The sequence below is a fragment of the Pseudomonas sp. 22082 genome (assembly GCF_052046055.1).
In the GTDB taxonomy this organism is placed as follows: Bacteria; Pseudomonadota; Gammaproteobacteria; order Pseudomonadales; family Pseudomonadaceae; genus Aquipseudomonas; species Aquipseudomonas pharyngis.
Genome location: NZ_JBQEQB010000001.1, coordinates 224,311 through 240,050, shown reverse-complemented (window position 1 = coordinate 240,050; position 15,740 = coordinate 224,311). Strand labels below are relative to the sequence as shown.

17 protein-coding genes and 1 tRNA gene are annotated in these 15,740 nt (G+C 58.8%); 10 read left to right on the top strand and 8 right to left on the bottom strand.

Features of this window, described 5'->3' with window-relative positions; genetic code table 11:
* Nucleotides 1-37: 37 nt before the first annotated feature.
* From ACTJK9_RS01035 to ACTJK9_RS01000, 8 genes are all read left to right on the top strand, one after another.
* Nucleotides 38-3,601 carry a host specificity protein J gene (locus ACTJK9_RS01035; RefSeq protein WP_440811370.1) on the top strand — a complete coding sequence of 1,188 codons (3,564 nt, stop codon included), beginning with the start codon at nt 38-40 and terminating at the stop codon, nt 3,599-3,601.
* 51 nt (nt 3,602-3,652) lie between these two features.
* Nucleotides 3,653-3,961 (top strand): hypothetical protein, encoded by a 309-nt coding sequence (locus tag ACTJK9_RS01030; RefSeq protein WP_440811368.1) that lies wholly within the window; start codon nt 3,653-3,655, stop codon nt 3,959-3,961.
* Complete coding sequence (locus tag ACTJK9_RS01025) at nt 3,958-4,620, top strand: hypothetical protein (protein ID WP_440811367.1); 663 nt, start codon at nt 3,958-3,960, stop codon at nt 4,618-4,620. The genes ACTJK9_RS01030 and ACTJK9_RS01025 overlap by 4 nt, the downstream gene beginning before the upstream one ends.
* 26 nt (nt 4,621-4,646) lie before the next feature.
* A complete protein-coding gene (locus tag ACTJK9_RS01020; RefSeq protein ID WP_440811366.1) occupies nt 4,647-5,843 on the top strand; it encodes a hypothetical protein in 1,197 nt (398 codons plus the stop codon).
* The gene (locus ACTJK9_RS01015) at nt 5,843-6,262 is read left to right on the top strand and encodes a hypothetical protein (protein WP_440811364.1); all 420 of its coding nucleotides are present in this window, start codon (nt 5,843-5,845) and stop codon (nt 6,260-6,262) included. Before ACTJK9_RS01020 ends, ACTJK9_RS01015 begins: the two co-directional genes overlap by 1 nt.
* Before the next feature lie 66 nt (nt 6,263-6,328).
* Nucleotides 6,329-6,754: a cell wall hydrolase gene (locus ACTJK9_RS01010; protein WP_440811362.1), complete on the top strand. Its 426-nt coding sequence runs from the start codon at nt 6,329-6,331 to the stop codon at nt 6,752-6,754.
* Nucleotides 6,754-7,290 carry a lysis system i-spanin subunit Rz gene (locus ACTJK9_RS01005; protein WP_440811361.1) on the top strand — a complete coding sequence of 179 codons (537 nt, stop codon included), beginning with the start codon at nt 6,754-6,756 and terminating at the stop codon, nt 7,288-7,290. Before ACTJK9_RS01010 ends, ACTJK9_RS01005 begins: the two co-directional genes overlap by 1 nt.
* 22 nt (nt 7,291-7,312) lie before the next feature.
* A complete protein-coding gene (locus ACTJK9_RS01000; RefSeq protein WP_440811359.1) occupies nt 7,313-7,663 on the top strand; it encodes a hypothetical protein in 351 nt (116 codons plus the stop codon).
* A gap of 1 nt (nt 7,664) precedes the next feature.
* Here the strand turns inward: ACTJK9_RS01000 and ACTJK9_RS00995 are convergent, their stop codons facing one another.
* The 4 genes from ACTJK9_RS00995 to ACTJK9_RS00980 form a co-directional block, all read right to left on the bottom strand.
* Complete coding sequence (locus ACTJK9_RS00995) at nt 7,665-8,345, bottom strand: SOS response-associated peptidase family protein (protein ID WP_440811356.1); 681 nt, start codon at nt 8,343-8,345, stop codon at nt 7,665-7,667.
* A gap of 22 nt (nt 8,346-8,367) precedes the next feature.
* Nucleotides 8,368-9,093 carry a hypothetical protein gene (locus ACTJK9_RS00990; protein WP_440811354.1) on the bottom strand — a complete coding sequence of 242 codons (726 nt, stop codon included), beginning with the start codon at nt 9,091-9,093 and terminating at the stop codon, nt 8,368-8,370.
* Nucleotides 9,094-9,481: 388 nt separating this feature from the next.
* On the bottom strand, nt 9,482-9,691 hold the full coding sequence (locus tag ACTJK9_RS00985; protein WP_039772340.1) for a hypothetical protein: 210 nt from the start codon (nt 9,689-9,691) through the stop codon (nt 9,482-9,484).
* A 209-nt stretch (nt 9,692-9,900) separates the two neighbouring features.
* A tRNA-Ser gene (locus tag ACTJK9_RS00980) sits at nt 9,901-9,988 on the bottom strand.
* 122 nt (nt 9,989-10,110) lie between these two features.
* Here ACTJK9_RS00980 and ACTJK9_RS00975 point away from each other — a divergent pair.
* The gene (locus tag ACTJK9_RS00975; protein ID WP_007955123.1) at nt 10,111-10,782 is read left to right on the top strand and encodes a Bax inhibitor-1/YccA family protein; all 672 of its coding nucleotides are present in this window, start codon (nt 10,111-10,113) and stop codon (nt 10,780-10,782) included.
* A gap of 72 nt (nt 10,783-10,854) precedes the next feature.
* Here ACTJK9_RS00975 and ACTJK9_RS00970 read toward each other — a convergent pair whose 3' ends face one another.
* Both ACTJK9_RS00970 and ACTJK9_RS00965 read right to left on the bottom strand, forming a co-directional pair.
* The gene (locus tag ACTJK9_RS00970; protein WP_085611759.1) at nt 10,855-11,181 is read right to left on the bottom strand and encodes a YceK/YidQ family lipoprotein; all 327 of its coding nucleotides are present in this window, start codon (nt 11,179-11,181) and stop codon (nt 10,855-10,857) included.
* A 40-nt stretch (nt 11,182-11,221) separates the two neighbouring features.
* Complete coding sequence (locus ACTJK9_RS00965; RefSeq protein WP_064381847.1) at nt 11,222-11,659, bottom strand: Lrp/AsnC family transcriptional regulator; 438 nt, start codon at nt 11,657-11,659, stop codon at nt 11,222-11,224.
* 139 nt (nt 11,660-11,798) lie between these two features.
* On the opposite strand from ACTJK9_RS00965, the gene ACTJK9_RS00960 reads away from it, so the two are divergent.
* Nucleotides 11,799-12,692, top strand: a complete 894-nt coding sequence (locus ACTJK9_RS00960) for a DMT family transporter (protein ID WP_440811352.1) — start codon at nt 11,799-11,801, stop codon at nt 12,690-12,692.
* Nucleotides 12,693-12,694: 2 nt separating this feature from the next.
* Here ACTJK9_RS00960 and ACTJK9_RS00955 read toward each other — a convergent pair whose 3' ends face one another.
* Together ACTJK9_RS00955 and ACTJK9_RS00950 are read right to left on the bottom strand one after the other, a co-directional pair.
* Nucleotides 12,695-14,587, bottom strand: coding sequence for an acyltransferase family protein (locus ACTJK9_RS00955; protein ID WP_085611757.1), 1,893 nt, complete (start codon nt 14,585-14,587; stop codon nt 12,695-12,697).
* Nucleotides 14,588-14,660: 73 nt separating this feature from the next.
* A complete protein-coding gene (locus ACTJK9_RS00950; protein WP_178076469.1) occupies nt 14,661-15,701 on the bottom strand; it encodes an FUSC family protein in 1,041 nt (346 codons plus the stop codon).
* Nucleotides 15,702-15,740: the final 39 nt, after the last annotated feature.

Sequence of the window (15,740 nt, the reverse complement as noted above, 5' to 3'; positions counted from 1 at the left end):
ACCCGCTACGGCGGGTTTTTTATGCCTGGAGGAAAGCATGGGCGCAGCGGCACAAACGGAAATCCACGGCGAGAAGGGCGGAAGCAGCAAGCCGAAATCGCCGGTCGAAGCCAGCGACAGCCTGCGCTCGACCAACCTGGCAAAGTTGCTGATCGCCGTGGGCGAGGGCGAGTTTGACGGCGTTCCGACCGAGTACGACATCTACCTGGACAACACGCCGATCCGCGATGCCAGCGGCAACTACAACTTCCCAGGCGTGAAGTGGGACTGGCGCCCGGGCTCCGTGGATCAAACCTACATTCCGGGCATTCCGTCCGTGGAAAACGAGACGTCGCTGAACATCGAGTTGCGCAGTGATTCGCCGTGGGTGCGCTCGATTACCAACACCCAGTTGTCTGCCGTGCGCATGCGGCTGGCATGGCCTGCTTTGCAACGGGCTGACGACGAAGGCAACGTCGGCGGCTACCGCATCGAATACGCCATTGATGTGGCCACTGATGGCGGCGCCTATCAGCAGGTGCTGGTGGACGCGGTCGACGGCAAAACCACCACGCGCTACGAGCGTTCGCGCCGTATCGATCTGCCTGACGCTACTACTGGCTGGCAGATCCGCGTGCGCCGGCTGACGCCGAACCAGAACAGCAACAAGATCGCCGACACCATGCTGGTGGCTGGTTATACCGAGGTGATCGACGCCAAGCTTCGCTATCCGAACACCGCGCTGCTCTACATCGAATTCGACGCCGAGCAGTTCACCAACATCCCGGCCGTGACCGTGAAGTGCAAGGCCAGGCGCTGGATGGTGCCGAGCAATTACGACCCGATCCTGCGCACCTATACCGGCACGTGGGATGGCTCGATGAAGTCGGCCTGGACCAACAACCCGGCGTGGATCACCTACGGCATCTGCACGAACGAAATGTTCGGCCTGGGCAAGCGCATCAAGCCGTTCATGGTCGACAAGTGGGAGCTGTACCGGATTGCCCAGTACTGCGACCAGCTGGTACCGAATGGGCTCGGCGGTCAGGAACCGCGCTTTCTCTGTGACATGAACCTGCAGGGCAAGGCGGATGCCTGGTCGCTGCTGCGCGACATCTCGGCGATTTACCGGGGCATGACGTACTGGGCACAGGGCCAGCTGGTGATGCAGGCCGACATGCCGCGCGCGCAGGACTTCGACTACGTGTTTACCCGGGCCAACGTCATCGACGGGAAATTCTCGTACGGCAGCGCCTCGGCGAAAACCCGATACACCCGGGCCTTGGTCAGCTACGACAACCCGGCCAACAACTACGACACCGACGTCATTCCGTTCGCTGACTTGGATCTGCAGCGTCGCTATGGCGACCGGCCGACCGAGCTCAGCGCGATTGGCTGTACCCGCGCATCCGAAGCGCAGCGCCGTGGCAAGTGGGCGATCCTCAGCAACAATCAGGACCGCACCGTGTCGTTCAAGACCGGCATGGAGGGCGTGATCCCGCTGCCGGGCCACATCATCCCGGTGGCGGATTCGTTGCTGGCCGGCCAGGAAGTCGGCGGCCGCATCTCTACGGTATCCGGCCGCGTGGTGACGCTCGACCGTGACACCCAGGCCAAGGCAGGTGATCGGCTGATCATCAACCTGCCCGGCGGTCGGGCCGAAGGGCGCACCGTGCAGAGCGTCAACGGACGCGCCGTAACGGTCACGACCAACTACAGCGAGCCGCCGGTGGCGCAGCTGCAATGGGCGCTCGATGCGGATGACCTGGCAATCCCGCTCTACCGGGTGCTTCGCACCAAGCGCACCACCGAGGGTGACTTCGAAATCAGTGCCCTGCAGTTCGAACCAAGCAAGTTCGCGCACATCGACACCGGCGCGCGGCTGGAAGAACGGCCAATCAGCGTGATTCCGATCACCGTGGTTCCGGCGCCGGCCAGCGTCACCCTGGCGTCGACGTCGTCGGTGGTGCAGGGACTGGCCGTGGCCACCATGACCATCAGCTGGCCGGCCGTGGACGGCGCAGTCGGCTATGACGTGGAGTGGCGCAAGGACAGCGGCAACTGGATCAAGCTGCAGCGCACCGGCATGACCAACGTCGATGTGGTCGGCATTTACGCCGGTGCCTACGTGGCCCGCGTTCGCGCGGTGAGTGCGTACGACATCACGTCGATCTGGCGCAACTCGATCCTGACCAACCTCAGCGGTAAGCAGGGGCTTCCGCCGGCGCTGAGCTATCTGACGGCCACGCCGCTACTGTTCGGTATCTACCTCAAGTGGGGATTCCCGGCCGGCGCCGAGGACAGCCAGCGGACGGAGATCTGGTATGGCCCGACCACGGAACTGGACGCCGCCACCAAGTTGACTGATCTCGCGTACCCGCAGAGTGATTTCTCAATGCTCGGTCTGCGCGCCGGCGTGACGTTCTACTTCTGGGGCCGGATCGTCGACAAGATCGGCAACATTGGGCCGTGGTTCCCCATCGGCACAGGCGTGCAGGGGCAATCGAGCGCCGACGCTGCGGCGATTCTGGAAATGATTGCCGGCGAGATCGGCCGCACCGAGCTGGGGCAGGACATTCTAGACGAGATCGACAAGATCCCGGGGTTGCAGGCGCAGATCGATGCACTGGACGGCCTGAAGACTTACAACCCTGACGAAACCTACGAGGAATACGACCTTGTAGTCGTTGGTAAGCGGATCTATCAGGCCACTGGTGACGTGCCGTTGAACACGCCGCCGCCTAACCCGCTGTACTGGCTCGACGTGGGCCAGACCGTGGAGACGGCAAACGGACTTGCCCAGCAGGTTGCGACCAACACCGCCGAGATCACGGAACTCGATGGCGTGGTCACAGCGCAGGCAACGGCCTTTCAGGCGTTGCGCGCTTCGTGGCGCGACGAAGATGGGCAGGGGGATCTGGACGGCGCCATCAAGGAGTGGGGTAGCACGGCCGCCATTGCCAACGAAGACCGAGTCAGGTCATCCGAGAACCTGGCCAGCGCACAAAAGCTCACCACTCTTGATTCCAGGGTTGGTGAAAACGAGGCGAATGTAACTGACCTACGTCAGACGGTCGCCACGGACAAGGAAGCCACAGCGCAGGCGATCACGCAGGTAAGCGTCAAGGTCGGCGAGAACACCGCCGCCATTCAGGAAACAGCCACCGCCTTTGCTGACGTAAACGGCAATCTGAAAACCATGTGGTCCGTGAAGATGCAGGTCTCGGCGAACGGGCAGTACATCGCCGCTGGGATTGGTCTGGGCATCGAGAACGTGAACGGGGTTTTCCAAAGCCAATTCCTGGTTGCAGCTGACAGGTTCGCCATCGTCAACACCATCGCCGGCGGAGCCATTTCGGTGCCGTTTGCGGTTCAGGGCGGCCAGGTGTTCATGAACTCGGCGTTCATCGCTGACGGAACAATCACCAACGCCAAGATCGGCAGTTACATCAGCTCGACCAACTACATTGCCGGCCAGCAAGGCTGGATTCTCAATAAAGACGGAACGCTGGAAATCAACGGCATCGTGCCCGGTCAGGGCCGGCTGGTGATCAACTCGCTGAACGTCTCTGTCTACGACGCCAACAATGTATTGCGCGTTCGGCTCGGCTATCTGGGGTAATCAATGGCTTTATTCGGGCTTCGTGTCTTTGACGAGAATGGATTTCTCGCCATGGATACCAACAGCTTCACGTATCAGGTGTTGTGGCAGGGCGTGATCGACTTCAGCGGTACCACGCCCAGCTACACGCTGAACATTCCGGGCTTCAACCCTGCTAATTGCGTGTTCATGATCATCCCGACGAGGGCACAGGACGTGCAATCCTCTGAAACAGACGGTAGCGGCAACGCAAAATCCTACCCCTATGTCACGACCGCCGTCGGCCAAGTGATTGTGAGGCCGAAGAATCCTTCAGCGAGCGCTTCGACAGGTCAATCGAGGATTGTCGCCAAGGCCTACGCCATCAGGTACTCCACATGAGTTATGGCTTTCAGAGCATCAATGACAACGCCTTCGTACAAATTGACTCCGAAGCTCCAAGGCTTTGCGTGCTTACGAAGGGCTCATACGCAGGCGTGACCGATGCTTTTGCAACATTCGCTCGAGCGGTGACGAGTCAGGATCCGCCGCTTGTTTTTATTCGACCAGACCAGACCGGTTCGATTCAGGTACCCATTTCGGTTTGGTTCACTGGCGGCCCAGGAAACTGGACCGGTTTCGCCATGAAGGCCTCGAACGTGCTGGGCACCTTGAGCGGCCAGTATTTTGTTGCCGCATGGGCATCAATGGGGACTGCGGCTTATGGAATGCGTCTATGGGATGGTAATGGGGCCCTTGTCTACGACAGCGGTGCTCCGGCGGTTGTCGTTACCTTTGCTGCCGGAAACTGGACATACCTCGGCAGCGAGGTTTTGACAACAGGGCGCCGGTACATCTGGGGCATTTCAAAGGCCCTTGGCGCCGGTGAGTATGTTTCGCTCAATCCCTTCTCAATGAATTGCCACAACGATGCAACGGGCGGCGGCTGTGCGCTTGGCGTCGATTACGCCGGCGGCCGGATCATGATGTACAGCCTGGCAACCACAGCTTGGACTGATCAGGGCCATCGGCCATTCCTCTGCGCCAAACTGCTGGCCTGAGCTTCAACCTTTTCTGGAGATATTCAATGCCCTGGTACAAGTCCGGGACGGTTTCTGTCGTCCAAAATACCAATGCGGTGATTGGCGCGGGCACTGCGTTCATTGCCAACGCCAGAGTCGGTGATGCATTTCGCGGCCCAGATGGTGGCTGGTACGAAGTGACCAACATCGCCAGCGACACCGCGCTTTCAATCGCACCGGTATATCAGGGAGCGACCAATTCATCCGGGGTCTACGCGCTGGCCCCAATGCAGGGGTACGTCAAAGATTCTGCCGATGCTCTGCGTGCGCTGGTCAACCAATTCGGCGGTGTGATGGCTGTGCTGGGGCAGACTCCAACGCAGGCCGGCGTGCGCACGGCTTTGAACTTGACCAATACTGATGGACTTCCGGAGGGATCGACCAACAAGTACATGACCGCCGCCGGGGTTCGCGGCACCACCTTGACCGGCCTCGATCTCACGGTGAAGACGGCTGTCGTCGCGACCGATACGATACTGGCGGCCATCGGTAAACTTCAGGCGGCAAAGGCTGATGCATCAAGCCTTAACAGCGTGATAGACACAGCTTTGATTTCCGGACTGATTCCCTCCAGGCCGGCGCCAACCTCTCTGACCATTTCGACTGGGACCGCCTACATCCCGGGGCTCGGTCGTCGAGTCACGGTGAGCTCTGACATCACCTTGAGTGGCTTGGCGCTGCCCGCGTCTGTTTGGCATTACGCCTACCTGTACGAGAACGCAGGTGCCGCCGCTGTCGAGCTGGTCACGACCGCGCCATCCGCGCCTTACATGGGTACCGCCAGAACGAAAACGGGTGACACATCGCGGCGATTCATCGGCGCATTCCGGTCTGGTACAAACGGCGGCGTTTTGGGCTTCGCCATGGGCAGCGACGGAGTTCTCAACTATCGAGACAACCTGATCGCAGCACCATACCGGGTTCTTTCAAACGGAGCGGCCACTACCCCGACCACGATCGTCACTTCGGCAATCGTACCGATCAACGTGACGAAAACCGTTCGCTTGAACATGAACAACAACGGCACCCCTGTGGCAAGCCTCGCCCCCGGCAACTTCAACGTAACCACGGTCGGGTCAGAACCAGGCGGGAAAGTGTCCTGTGACACGACCCTGGATGAATCGGGGAACCTCTGGTACTTCAACTCTGGTACCGGCGGATCGCTTTCAATCGATATTACCGGCTATGGGATGGACAGATGATGCCTTACGCAATCACAGGCTACGGCTGGCGGGCTGTAGGCGACGACTTTACTGAAGCCGATCTGGCCGAAGGCGAAAGCCTTGTCGATGAAATTCCCCAGTCACTGATCGATGCAATCGCTGAGCAAGAGTTGCTTCGAGAAACGACGGCGGACCTCAACGCGCGAACCCGGCTGGCAACTGCCCAGGTAACAGCACTGCAAGGCCGGGTCGATGCAATCAACGACGCCATCGACGGCGATTACGCCTTGCCGGAGGAGGTCGAAGAAAAGCCGCTTCGCGTGGCGATGTTGGCCGAATGGAAAAAGTACCGCGTGTTTCTCGGGCGAGTCACGGGTCAGCCTATCTGGCCAACTGCACCGGCATGGCCAGAACAACCGGCGCTCTATAACGACGAAACCACTGTAGCTCGGGCGTAAAGCGCGCCGAACCCAACAAATGACCAGCCCGCCGTCGAGCGGGTATTTTTTTGCCTGGAGAAAAGAATGACCGTCACTGAAAAAGACCGCGACGTCCTTGCTCGCACGCTGTGGGGCGAGGCGCGCGGCGAGAGTCTGGCCGGCAAGATTGCCGTGGCCTGGACGATTCGCAATCGCGTGTTCGACGGCAAGACCAATTCATGGTGGGGGGAGGGCTACGCCGGCGTGTGCCAGAAGCCCTACCAGTTCAGCTGCTGGAACAAGGGGGACCCGAACTATCCATTCCTGAGTGGCGCGCGGGAGATCCCTTTCCGCGAACTGGCGCAGTGCCGGATTGCTGCTGACCAGGTAATCGACGGCAAGGTGTCGGATCCTACTGGCGGTGCCACGCATTACTACGCGCTCAGCATGAAGACTCCGCCAGCCTGGGCGGCCAAGGCGAAGCAGACGCTGTTGCTCGGTGGCCACGTCTTCTTCCGGGATGTGCCGTGATGGTCGTGCCGTGGCGAGTTGTCGGCGCGGTAGTGCTGGCGCTCGCCGGCGCTGCCTTGGCTTGGCAGGTTCAGGACTGGCGATTCGGCAAACAGCTGGCCGAGCAGTCCAGGCTGCACACCGAAACCCTTAATCAGCTGACCATGGCCGCCGCCACCGCGCAGCAGGCCGAGCAGGACAATCGGCTGGCGCTCGAGCAGCGGCTGGCGGCCAGTGACAAAACCCACTCCGAGAAAATGACCAATGCTCAAAAAGCCCAGGCTCTCTTGCGCGATCGTCTTGCCACTTCTGATCTGCGGCTGTCAGTCCTCCTCGACGCGGGTTCAACCGGTGGCTGCCCAGTGCCTGCCTCCGCCGGCGCCGGCGGCGTGGATCATGCAGCCGTACGCGCCAGACTTGACCCAGCGCATGCTCAACGAATTGTCGCCATCACCGACGAAGGCGACCGTGGACTGATTGCGCTGCAGGCGTGTCAGGCCTATATCCGCGCGCTGACCGGTGGCTCAGAGCCACAGTTGCGACCTGATCGACCTTGACCCATGATTTAGATTCCTTTTGATGAAGCGGTGCCATGGACAAGCAGCTGGCTGCATACTCAATAGTACTGACGATCATCTGGGTATCAGCGGTAATCGCTGTGATGTATTGGATGTCGAGCTGAATGTAATGGTGAGCGATATAGAAGGCGTGGTGCTGGGCGAGAAGATGCAGCGAGAGGCGGACCGGCTGCTGGCGGAAATTGTCCGGGCCGATTCGATGATTATCGCGGTGAAGGCGGGGGCACGTGCGGATGGCTTCGTGCTGGGATTGGAAACCGGCGGAGCTCTGCGCGCCGGCGACGCTGAAAGGCTTTACATCATTTTTGAAGCGGCTCTGGTGGAGCGCTTGAAAATATTGTCGCGCGGCTGAATCATTCGACCGGTTCGATCAGGTCCGGGCCTTGGTTTCGGACATTTCCCACGGCCCGGTCAACTTTAAACCACTCAAACACCTCAGTCGGCTCGCCCTGGTGCAGCACCATTTGCTCAGCGCGCTCTTTCGGTGTGGCCGGGTCCAGCCATTCTCTGGACAGATCTGGCGATAGGGCGACCGGCCTCCGGTCATGAATGTCGACCATGCCGCCGGCACTGTCGGCGGTGATGATGACAAAGCCGTCATGCTCGCCCGGGCCATGTTCTTCGTTCGGATACTGGCCGATCGCCGCACAGAGAATTGGAGACTGATCCCGATGCCGGATCAGGTACGGCTGCTTCTTCGGGCCACCCTCGTCAACCCACTCGAACCAGTTGTTGATCGCGATGATTGCCCGGTGCGGCCAGATGGCGCGGAAGAATGGACCGTGGGCGACTTTCTCGACCCTGGCGTTGATCGGTGCGGCGCGATCCTTGGCCCAGTGCGGGCGCCATCCCCAGCGCACCATGTCTGCGTGCAGAAACTCGCCTTCCTGGTGGAAGAGGGCAAGCTGGGCAGTCGGCGCGGCGTTGTACCGCCCGAGAGGCTTTTCGCCGGTTGAGTTGATCAGGGCGTTCGGCATGCTGAGCGCTGCCACGAAGTCGTGAATTCCGCTGTATTGGGAGAGTCGTCCGCACATTGCCAGATCCTCGCATGAGCTTTCAGCGTAGACCTGCTGGTGCCGGCTTTGTCACAAAACCTTTTCCGGCGCAGGTCTGGCAGTCATCGCACGTGCCAAATCGGTCAAGGCACACAGGGCAGGTGCAGAACGCCGCTGATTCAATGTGTGGTCGCACCTTTTCAAAAGTACGCAGATCGCGCTCTTCCTTTGCGACTTGGCCAGCATCAACCAGCGCGCGGTAAGTGTCTGGGTCGTCGATGGGGCTGTAGTCGACGCCACCGATTACTCGCTCAGTTTCGACCAACTGGTATTGCTGCCCATATATGGCCAGGATCAGTCCGGAAATTTTGCCAATGTTCCTGGAGAGCCCCAGGTTGAGATGTATGCCTTCTTGACCAGAGTAAACCTTCCCGTCGTACGCGGATGACGCGCCTCGCGGCGCGGCAGATGCGAAGTTGAATATGGATCTGCTGATGGTGCCCAGCAGCTTTCCGTTGTCGATCTGCACGACTTTGTAGGTCGACGCACCACGGTAATGGCCAGGCGAATTCTGCAGCTCCTCGACGGCGTGCCAGTAAGCAGCGTCTGCCATCTCGTTCATGTCGAACTGTTCAAGCTGGTCGATCAGTCCCTCTGTTTGCAGCGCCGCCGACATCTCATGAAGGGTTTCGCGGTGCCCCTCTGGGTTTTGCATGCGGAAATCTTGATCATCGAGAGTTGAGCGCCATCGCTGGAGTCGGAGGGCTTTCGCCTGGTCGAAATTCATGGGAACGGATTCACTGTACAAATGCTGTATGCATGTACAGTAATCGAGTCCCGCCAGGTGGGCGAGGGTGAAGCGACGAGCTGTAACCGGTCATCTTCGAAATGACGTCGCTGACTTGATGACAAAAAGTTGTACAGCTAAATTTAAGTTGTACAGCTTTTTTTGGAGTTAAACGGAATGACACCTCTGGATAAACTTCTGAACTGGCACTCGGATTGGCGGGTCTCGAGTTCCACAGTCGAGTGCAGACACTGCGGCGCCTTGCAACATGAAGACGCGAAATTAGAACTGTTTGAACACAACCCGACCTGCAAGCTCTACCAGGCGAGAATAAATCCGTGGCGAGAGTTGCATGAGATTACGACAGCTTTTGGCCGGAGTGATCCGGTCATTCGGGAGTCATCAGCACGGCCAGCGTCATCTTGATGAATTCTTCATTCCTGTCGATCGCCGTGAGGGAGCTGCGAACGTTTTCGCCGACCTCCGTAGCTCCACGTTTCTCAACCCAGAGGGTGAGCTCCATGATGGCAGCCTCAAGGGCGAGTTGGTTCTCGTTGATTTTGAAGAGCAGGGAAGGGAGCAGATCAGAGTTGGACATTGCGGTTTCCTCCGTGGAAGAACCTAGCGTAGCACCGTGTTACATGAAGAGTGTTTTAAGTTCGGCAGGACGCCGGAGAGGGGAGTGAAAAGCTGTTAGTTATGGAACGCGTCCAGAATAGTTATGGAACGCATCCTGAGGTGCGAAGATTTTTCAGAACGCCAGAAACGACAAAGCCCTGAATAATCAGGGCTTTGAAGTACTAAATATGGCGGAGGCGATGGGATTCGAACTCATGGACCTGTTACAGTCGACGGTTTTCAAGACCGTTGCCTTAAACCACTCGGCCACACCTCCGTTGCGTTGCGGGCGCCATAATACCTGAATGAAACACACTGTCAAACTCTGTGCATGGCTTGTTACAGAGCGTCTGTTATGATCTTTGCGACTGAACGTTTCAAACCAACAGGAGTGTCGCCATGCGCGAACAGGATTACGCAGTTCACAACAGCGTGCAGGCTGAGCAGCTAGAGGTTAGCCGCGTCCTGCGCAACACTTACGGTCTACTGGCGCTCACCCTCGCATTCAGCGGTGTGATGGCGTTCGTGGCCCAGCAGATGCGGGTCGGCTACCCGAATATTTTCGTGGTGCTGATCGGTTTCTACGGGCTGTTCTTCCTCACCAACAAGCTTCGTGATTCCGCCTGGGGCCTGGTGTCGGCGTTTGCCCTGACCGGTTTCATGGGTTTCCTGCTCGGCCCGATCCTCAACCGTTACCTGGGCATGCAGGGCGGCGCTGAAGTGGTCAGCTCCGCGTTCGCGATGACCGCACTGGTGTTCGGTGGTCTGTCGGCCTACGTGCTGATCACCCGCAAGGACATGAGCTTCCTCGGTGGCTTCATCACCGCCGGTTTCTTCGTTCTGCTGGGTGCGACGCTGGCAAGCATGTTCTTCCAGATCAGCGGCCTGCAACTGGCGATCAGCGCAGGTTTCGTACTGTTCTCCTCGGTTTGCATCCTGTTCCAGACCAGCGCCATCATCCACGGCGGCGAGCGCAACTACATCATGGCGACCATCAGCCTGTATGTATCGATCTACAACCTGTTCGTCAGCCTGTTGCAGATCTTCGGCATCATGAGCCGCGACGACTGATCGCTGCACCGCTATAAACAGAAAACCCGCGAAAGCGGGTTTTTTGTTGCCTGCGAAGAAGAAAGCAGACGTTCAATTGATCACGATGCTGCCATCGGCCTGTTGTTTGTAGATCGTGTAAGGCAGCAGCAACGTATCGAGCACTCCCGACACGGCTGCATCGACCAGCAGACCCGGCGTCGCGTTCTTGTAGTTGAACGCATCGACGTCATCCGGCTTTTCGGCGTGCAGCATGCAGAAATCGTACGTCACGCCGCTGTAGATGCGCGGTACAGCGCCGCAGTAGGATTTTTTAGTCTTCAACTGGTCGGTGGAAGACTTATCGCTGAACGCCACGGTCTGCACCGTCCCGCACCCGGCCAGCATCAACATCGCCAGCATCATTGCCTGAATTTTCATACCGCCAATCCTTCGCCGGAAAAAACACAATCTACGCCGCTCACGCCATCGGCGGCAATCGACGTTTCACCGGGGTCTTCTTGACGATCGCGGTATTGGTTTCCGCCAGCGTATTCAACCGGTCAAGCAGGGTGTCCAGCTGCTCCATCGAGCGCACATGCAGGCGCGCGATAAAACAATCTTCTCCGGTGACCTTGTCACACTCGGTGAACTCGGGAATCGAAAGGATCTGCCGCTCCACTTCCTGCAACTGCCCCGGCAATGGCCGCACCCGGACAATCGCCTGTAACTGATAACCGAAGCATTTCGGGTCAATCTCTACGGTGTAACCCTTAAGCACACCACGCTCCTCCAGACGCCGCAGGCGCTCGGCCACGCTGGGCGAGGACAACCCGCTGATTTGCGCAAGGGCCTTGAGCGAGCGGCGCGAATCCTCCATCAGAGCTCCGATCAGGATCTGGTCGATATCGTCGGTCATACAAGAAACTCCCGCATTAGGCGAATGGCACAAACCACCCTTGATAAAAAAGGCAGAAACCGAGTTTAGCCTGCTTTTTGCGCTGGAGAAGTTTCGGTCTCGCTTGGCATACTTTTGCCACACATTAAGGAGATTGATGATGGACAACACACTCCGTCGCGGCTCATTCGAAATGACCGCCGCCATGCTGATATCCGGGACAATCGGCTGGTTCGTGCTGGTGTCGGGGCAACCGGTGCTGGACGTGGTGTTCTGGCGCTGCGTATTCGGCTCCGGGACCTTGCTGCTGATCTGCGCCGCATTCGGCTTTCTGCGCCCAGGCATCCTGACCCGCACCATTTTCCTGCTGGCGGTGCTCAGCGGAATGGCAATCGTCGGCAACTGGGTGCTGCTGTTCGCCTCGTATTCACGGGCATCGATTGCCATCGGCACGGCGGTGTACAACGTGCAGCCGTTCATGCTGGTGGGTTTGGCGGCATTGTTTCTGGGCGAGAAGATCACCCTGCAGAAGCTGTTCTGGCTGGCGATTTCATTTATGGGAATGCTGGCCATTGTCAGTGCCCATGGGGGGCAAGGCGAGGGCGGCAGTGATTACCTGACGGGGATCGCGCTGGCGCTGGGTGCGGCGTTTCTGTACGCCATCGCCGCGTTGATCATCAAGCGCCTGACCGGCACACCGCCGCATCTGATTGCGTTGATCCAGGTCTGCAGCGGTGTGTTGCTGCTCGCGCCGTTCGCGCATTTTTCAGCAATGCCCGAGGCGCCAAGTGCCTGGGCCAGTCTGGTGACGCTGGGCATCGTCCACACCGGTCTGATGTATGTGCTGCTTTACGGCGCGATTCAGAAACTGCCGACCGCATTGACCGGCGCGCTGTCGTTCATCTACCCGATCGCGGCGATTTTCGTCGACTGGTTTGCCTTCGGCCACCAACTGCAAACTCTGCAATGGGTCGGCGTGGCGGCAATCCTGCTGGCAGCAGCCGGCATGCAACAGGGTTGGGGATTGAAGTCACGTCGTCTGCTCGCTCAGTGAATTCAGATCTCCTTGACCGCGGCTTTGAACAGTCCTCTTAGTTGTTGATTGCCGGCATCGACCAGATGGTTATCGTCGAAATACAACGGCACACCTTGCTTTGACCCCATGCAGTTACCGTCCGGACAAAGCAGCGGGGTCGGGTCCAGCACCTGTGCATTGCACCGTTTCGCCACAGTTTCAATGGCATCGTTGGCGATTCGGTTGCGTTGCTCGTAATCCTGCAACGGGATGGAAATATCGGCAGTGTCACCAAAAATGCGTTGATGCAGATTCAGGCCTTTATAGACGCTGAACGGCATCTCCGGGATTGGTTTGACGATGTAAACCGGATGGTTTTCGGCGATGGCGCACACGGTGTTCGCGTATTCAGCGACGTAGGCCTCGCTGAAAGACATTGGCTGCTGATCGGGAAAGCGAATCCGATAGCTGTTGTTACGACTCGGATCGGCATACAGCGCCGCTCTGCTGAACAGCACCACTGGAATTCCCGTGTATGAATTCTTCAATATTTGCAGTTTTTCGTGATTGAACGCCTGACATTGACGCTCGAGTGTTTTGTCGTGCATCTGGAAGTTCTGCAATGTCGGACAACCACCCAGGGACCACGACAAAGCTGCTTGCGGATTATCCATCTGCACGGCAGCGGCGGTGGATTGCGCATGACTGTCGCCAAACAGAATGACTGACACCTCGCCGTTGCCCAGTTTGCAATCGGCGGCGCCATGGGCATTCGGGCGGCATTCCTGGGTATAGAGTTTGCTGGTGTACTCGGGTTGCCCGAGGTCGACAAAGGCAAAGCGAAGTGATGGGTGATTCTTGACCAGCGACGCCGTCGCGGCAGACACGACAACCATTCCGGTCACCCACGATGCATACCTGAAGAGCGTACCGCGTACCGACTTTATCGGCTTGATCCTGGATTCCACCAGGTAATACGACCCGGCACCCAGAACAAATGACAACGCCACCGCGCCCCAGACGTGTGGCCAGCTATTGAGCAGGCCACAAGTGTAGAGAAGAACCACCAGTGGCCAGTGCCACAGATAAACCGAGTAGGAAATGGTGCCGGTCAATTGCAGTGGCTTGAACGTGCTGAAAACCGATCGGGTATTACCGTAGATCACCAGTACCGTGCCCAGAACCGGCAAGAGTGCCAGGTAACCCGGCCAAAGGTCCTGTTCCGAAAAACACAACACACTACCCAAAATTGCCAGAAGCCCAAGGCCTTCACAGATGGAGCCGTTGCGCTTGCTCAGTTGCAAGGGAAAGAGAAATACGAGGCCACCGGCAATCAATTCCCAGGCTCGGGTCGGCAGCATGTAGAAGGCAAACACCGGATCCGAGCGTGTGATGACAGTCGAGGCGGCAAAAGACGCAGCAGCCAGTATCAACAAGCTGTAGCGGGTCTTTTGTGCGCCCAGGCACTTGTAAAGCGCCATCAGCAGCAAGGGATACAGCATGTAGAACTGCCATTCGACTGACAGCGACCAGGTGTGCAGCAACCAGTTCTCGTGCAGCGGTGCGTCGAAGTAGCTGCCACCCTTGGCGAACATGAAGTTGGAACTGAACAGCAGGCTGCTTTTGATCGTTCTGATGACGTCGCGAAAGTCATCCAGCGGCAGAAAGACGAAACCGAACAGCAGCAGGGCGAGACACACCACCAGCAATGCCGGGATGATGCGTCGGGCTCTCGAGGCGTAAAACCCCAGTAACGAAAAGCGCTGCTGTTCCAGGCCCGTGAAGATGATGCCGGTCATCAGGAAGCCGGAAATGACGAAGAACACGTCTACGCCTGCAAAACCGCCACCGAATCCTGGAACCGCGAAGTGATAGAGCACCACCGACAGCACGGCAAGCGCCCGCAAGGCATTGATATTCGTCCTGAATTGCATTGAAGCATCCATCCACGTCCGTTGTGGGGGCGCATTGTAGAGAGTATGTAGAGTTTGTTACATCGGAAAAGTCTCAGATATTCCAGCGCGGCGCAGTCTTCGCCAGACGCTGGCGCATCTCGCCGATGTTGGCTGCCAGTTGTCGGGTCAGCAGACGGTAGCCATCCAGCGGGCTGTAAATCGGCGTGTCGAGGCTGGCGTCCGGCAATTCCACCGGACGTCCCAGTCGCTGGACCGCACCGGATTTCAACGCTCGGGCCATGCCGATCAATTGCACGCGAATGTGCCGGTGTTCGGCCTTGAGCGCCGCTTGCAGGTGCGTCATGGCGTCGGGGTCGTTGGCGTCCGGGCGGATGTTGCCGAGGATTTCCAGAGTGCTGATGCACATGCGCAGGTTGCGCTGGATAGCGTCCAGCTCGGTCATCGACACTTTGACTTCCTTGGACACAGAAGGCATCAGCGAACGCAGTTGCACCATCACCGCGTTCAGCCGGTTCATCAACTTCAAGTGTTCGTCGGCGGTCACCGGTTGGCCGCCGATGATCCGTCCGTACACCGTCGCGCAATCGCGCAGCGCGTCGGCCAGGTTGTAGCGCCACGAGTACACCGCGTACAGCGGCAGGGCGAAGGAAAAGGCCAGGGCCAGGGCGATGCCGATCAGGATATCGACCCCACGCCACAGCCCGTCGGTGATCGGGTTGTCGCCATGCCCGGCGACGATGAACACGGTGATGGCCGAGAGCAGGGCGGTGTAGCCGCCCTTGCCGATGGCGTGATACGAGAAGAATCCGCACACCACCGCCATCGCAAAATAGGTCAGCCACGGCATGCCCAGCCACGCCTGCTGCGCCACTATCAACAAACCGACGCCGGCACCGATCAAGGTCCCGGTGGCGCGTTCGGCGGCTTTCTTGCCGATGTTGCCGTGGTGCTGCAAGCCGCCGATCACCACCAGCATGGTCACCGACGCCCACTCGCCGTGGGGCAGGTTGATGCCGGTGGTCAGCAGGATCGTCGCCAGCAATCCCAGCGCGACCCGCACCGCGTGAATCGTTCGTGCATGGCGATAACGTCGATACGGGTCGAGCAATGGCCGCAGGATCCGCCGCAACAGCGGCGGCCAACGGTGGGGGCTGAAAGTGCTCAGCGGTGT

Bases quoted from the DNA above. Each gene is read 5' to 3' on its own strand.
- ACTJK9_RS01035 (WP_440811370.1), top strand. From the start codon at position 38: ATGGGCGCAGCGGCACAAACGGAAATCCACGGCGAGAAGGGCGGAAGC.
- ACTJK9_RS01030 (WP_440811368.1), top strand. From the start codon at position 3,653: ATGGATACCAACAGCTTCACGTATCAGGTGTTGTGGCAGGGCGTGATC.
- ACTJK9_RS01025 (WP_440811367.1), top strand. From the start codon at position 3,958: ATGAGTTATGGCTTTCAGAGCATCAATGACAACGCCTTCGTACAAATT.
- ACTJK9_RS01020 (WP_440811366.1), top strand. From the start codon at position 4,647: ATGCCCTGGTACAAGTCCGGGACGGTTTCTGTCGTCCAAAATACCAAT.
- ACTJK9_RS01015 (WP_440811364.1), top strand. From the start codon at position 5,843: ATGCCTTACGCAATCACAGGCTACGGCTGGCGGGCTGTAGGCGACGAC.
- ACTJK9_RS01010 (WP_440811362.1), top strand. From the start codon at position 6,329: ATGACCGTCACTGAAAAAGACCGCGACGTCCTTGCTCGCACGCTGTGG.
- ACTJK9_RS01005 (WP_440811361.1), top strand. From the start codon at position 6,754: ATGGTCGTGCCGTGGCGAGTTGTCGGCGCGGTAGTGCTGGCGCTCGCC.
- ACTJK9_RS01000 (WP_440811359.1), top strand. From the start codon at position 7,313: ATGAAGCGGTGCCATGGACAAGCAGCTGGCTGCATACTCAATAGTACT.
- ACTJK9_RS00995 (WP_440811356.1), bottom strand. From the start codon at position 8,345: ATGTGCGGACGACTCTCCCAATACAGCGGAATTCACGACTTCGTGGCA.
- ACTJK9_RS00990 (WP_440811354.1), bottom strand. From the start codon at position 9,093: ATGAATTTCGACCAGGCGAAAGCCCTCCGACTCCAGCGATGGCGCTCA.
- ACTJK9_RS00985 (WP_039772340.1), bottom strand. From the start codon at position 9,691: ATGTCCAACTCTGATCTGCTCCCTTCCCTGCTCTTCAAAATCAACGAG.
- ACTJK9_RS00975 (WP_007955123.1), top strand. From the start codon at position 10,111: ATGCGCGAACAGGATTACGCAGTTCACAACAGCGTGCAGGCTGAGCAG.
- ACTJK9_RS00970 (WP_085611759.1), bottom strand. From the start codon at position 11,181: ATGAAAATTCAGGCAATGATGCTGGCGATGTTGATGCTGGCCGGGTGC.
- ACTJK9_RS00965 (WP_064381847.1), bottom strand. From the start codon at position 11,659: ATGACCGACGATATCGACCAGATCCTGATCGGAGCTCTGATGGAGGAT.
- ACTJK9_RS00960 (WP_440811352.1), top strand. From the start codon at position 11,799: ATGGACAACACACTCCGTCGCGGCTCATTCGAAATGACCGCCGCCATG.
- ACTJK9_RS00955 (WP_085611757.1), bottom strand. From the start codon at position 14,587: ATGCAATTCAGGACGAATATCAATGCCTTGCGGGCGCTTGCCGTGCTG.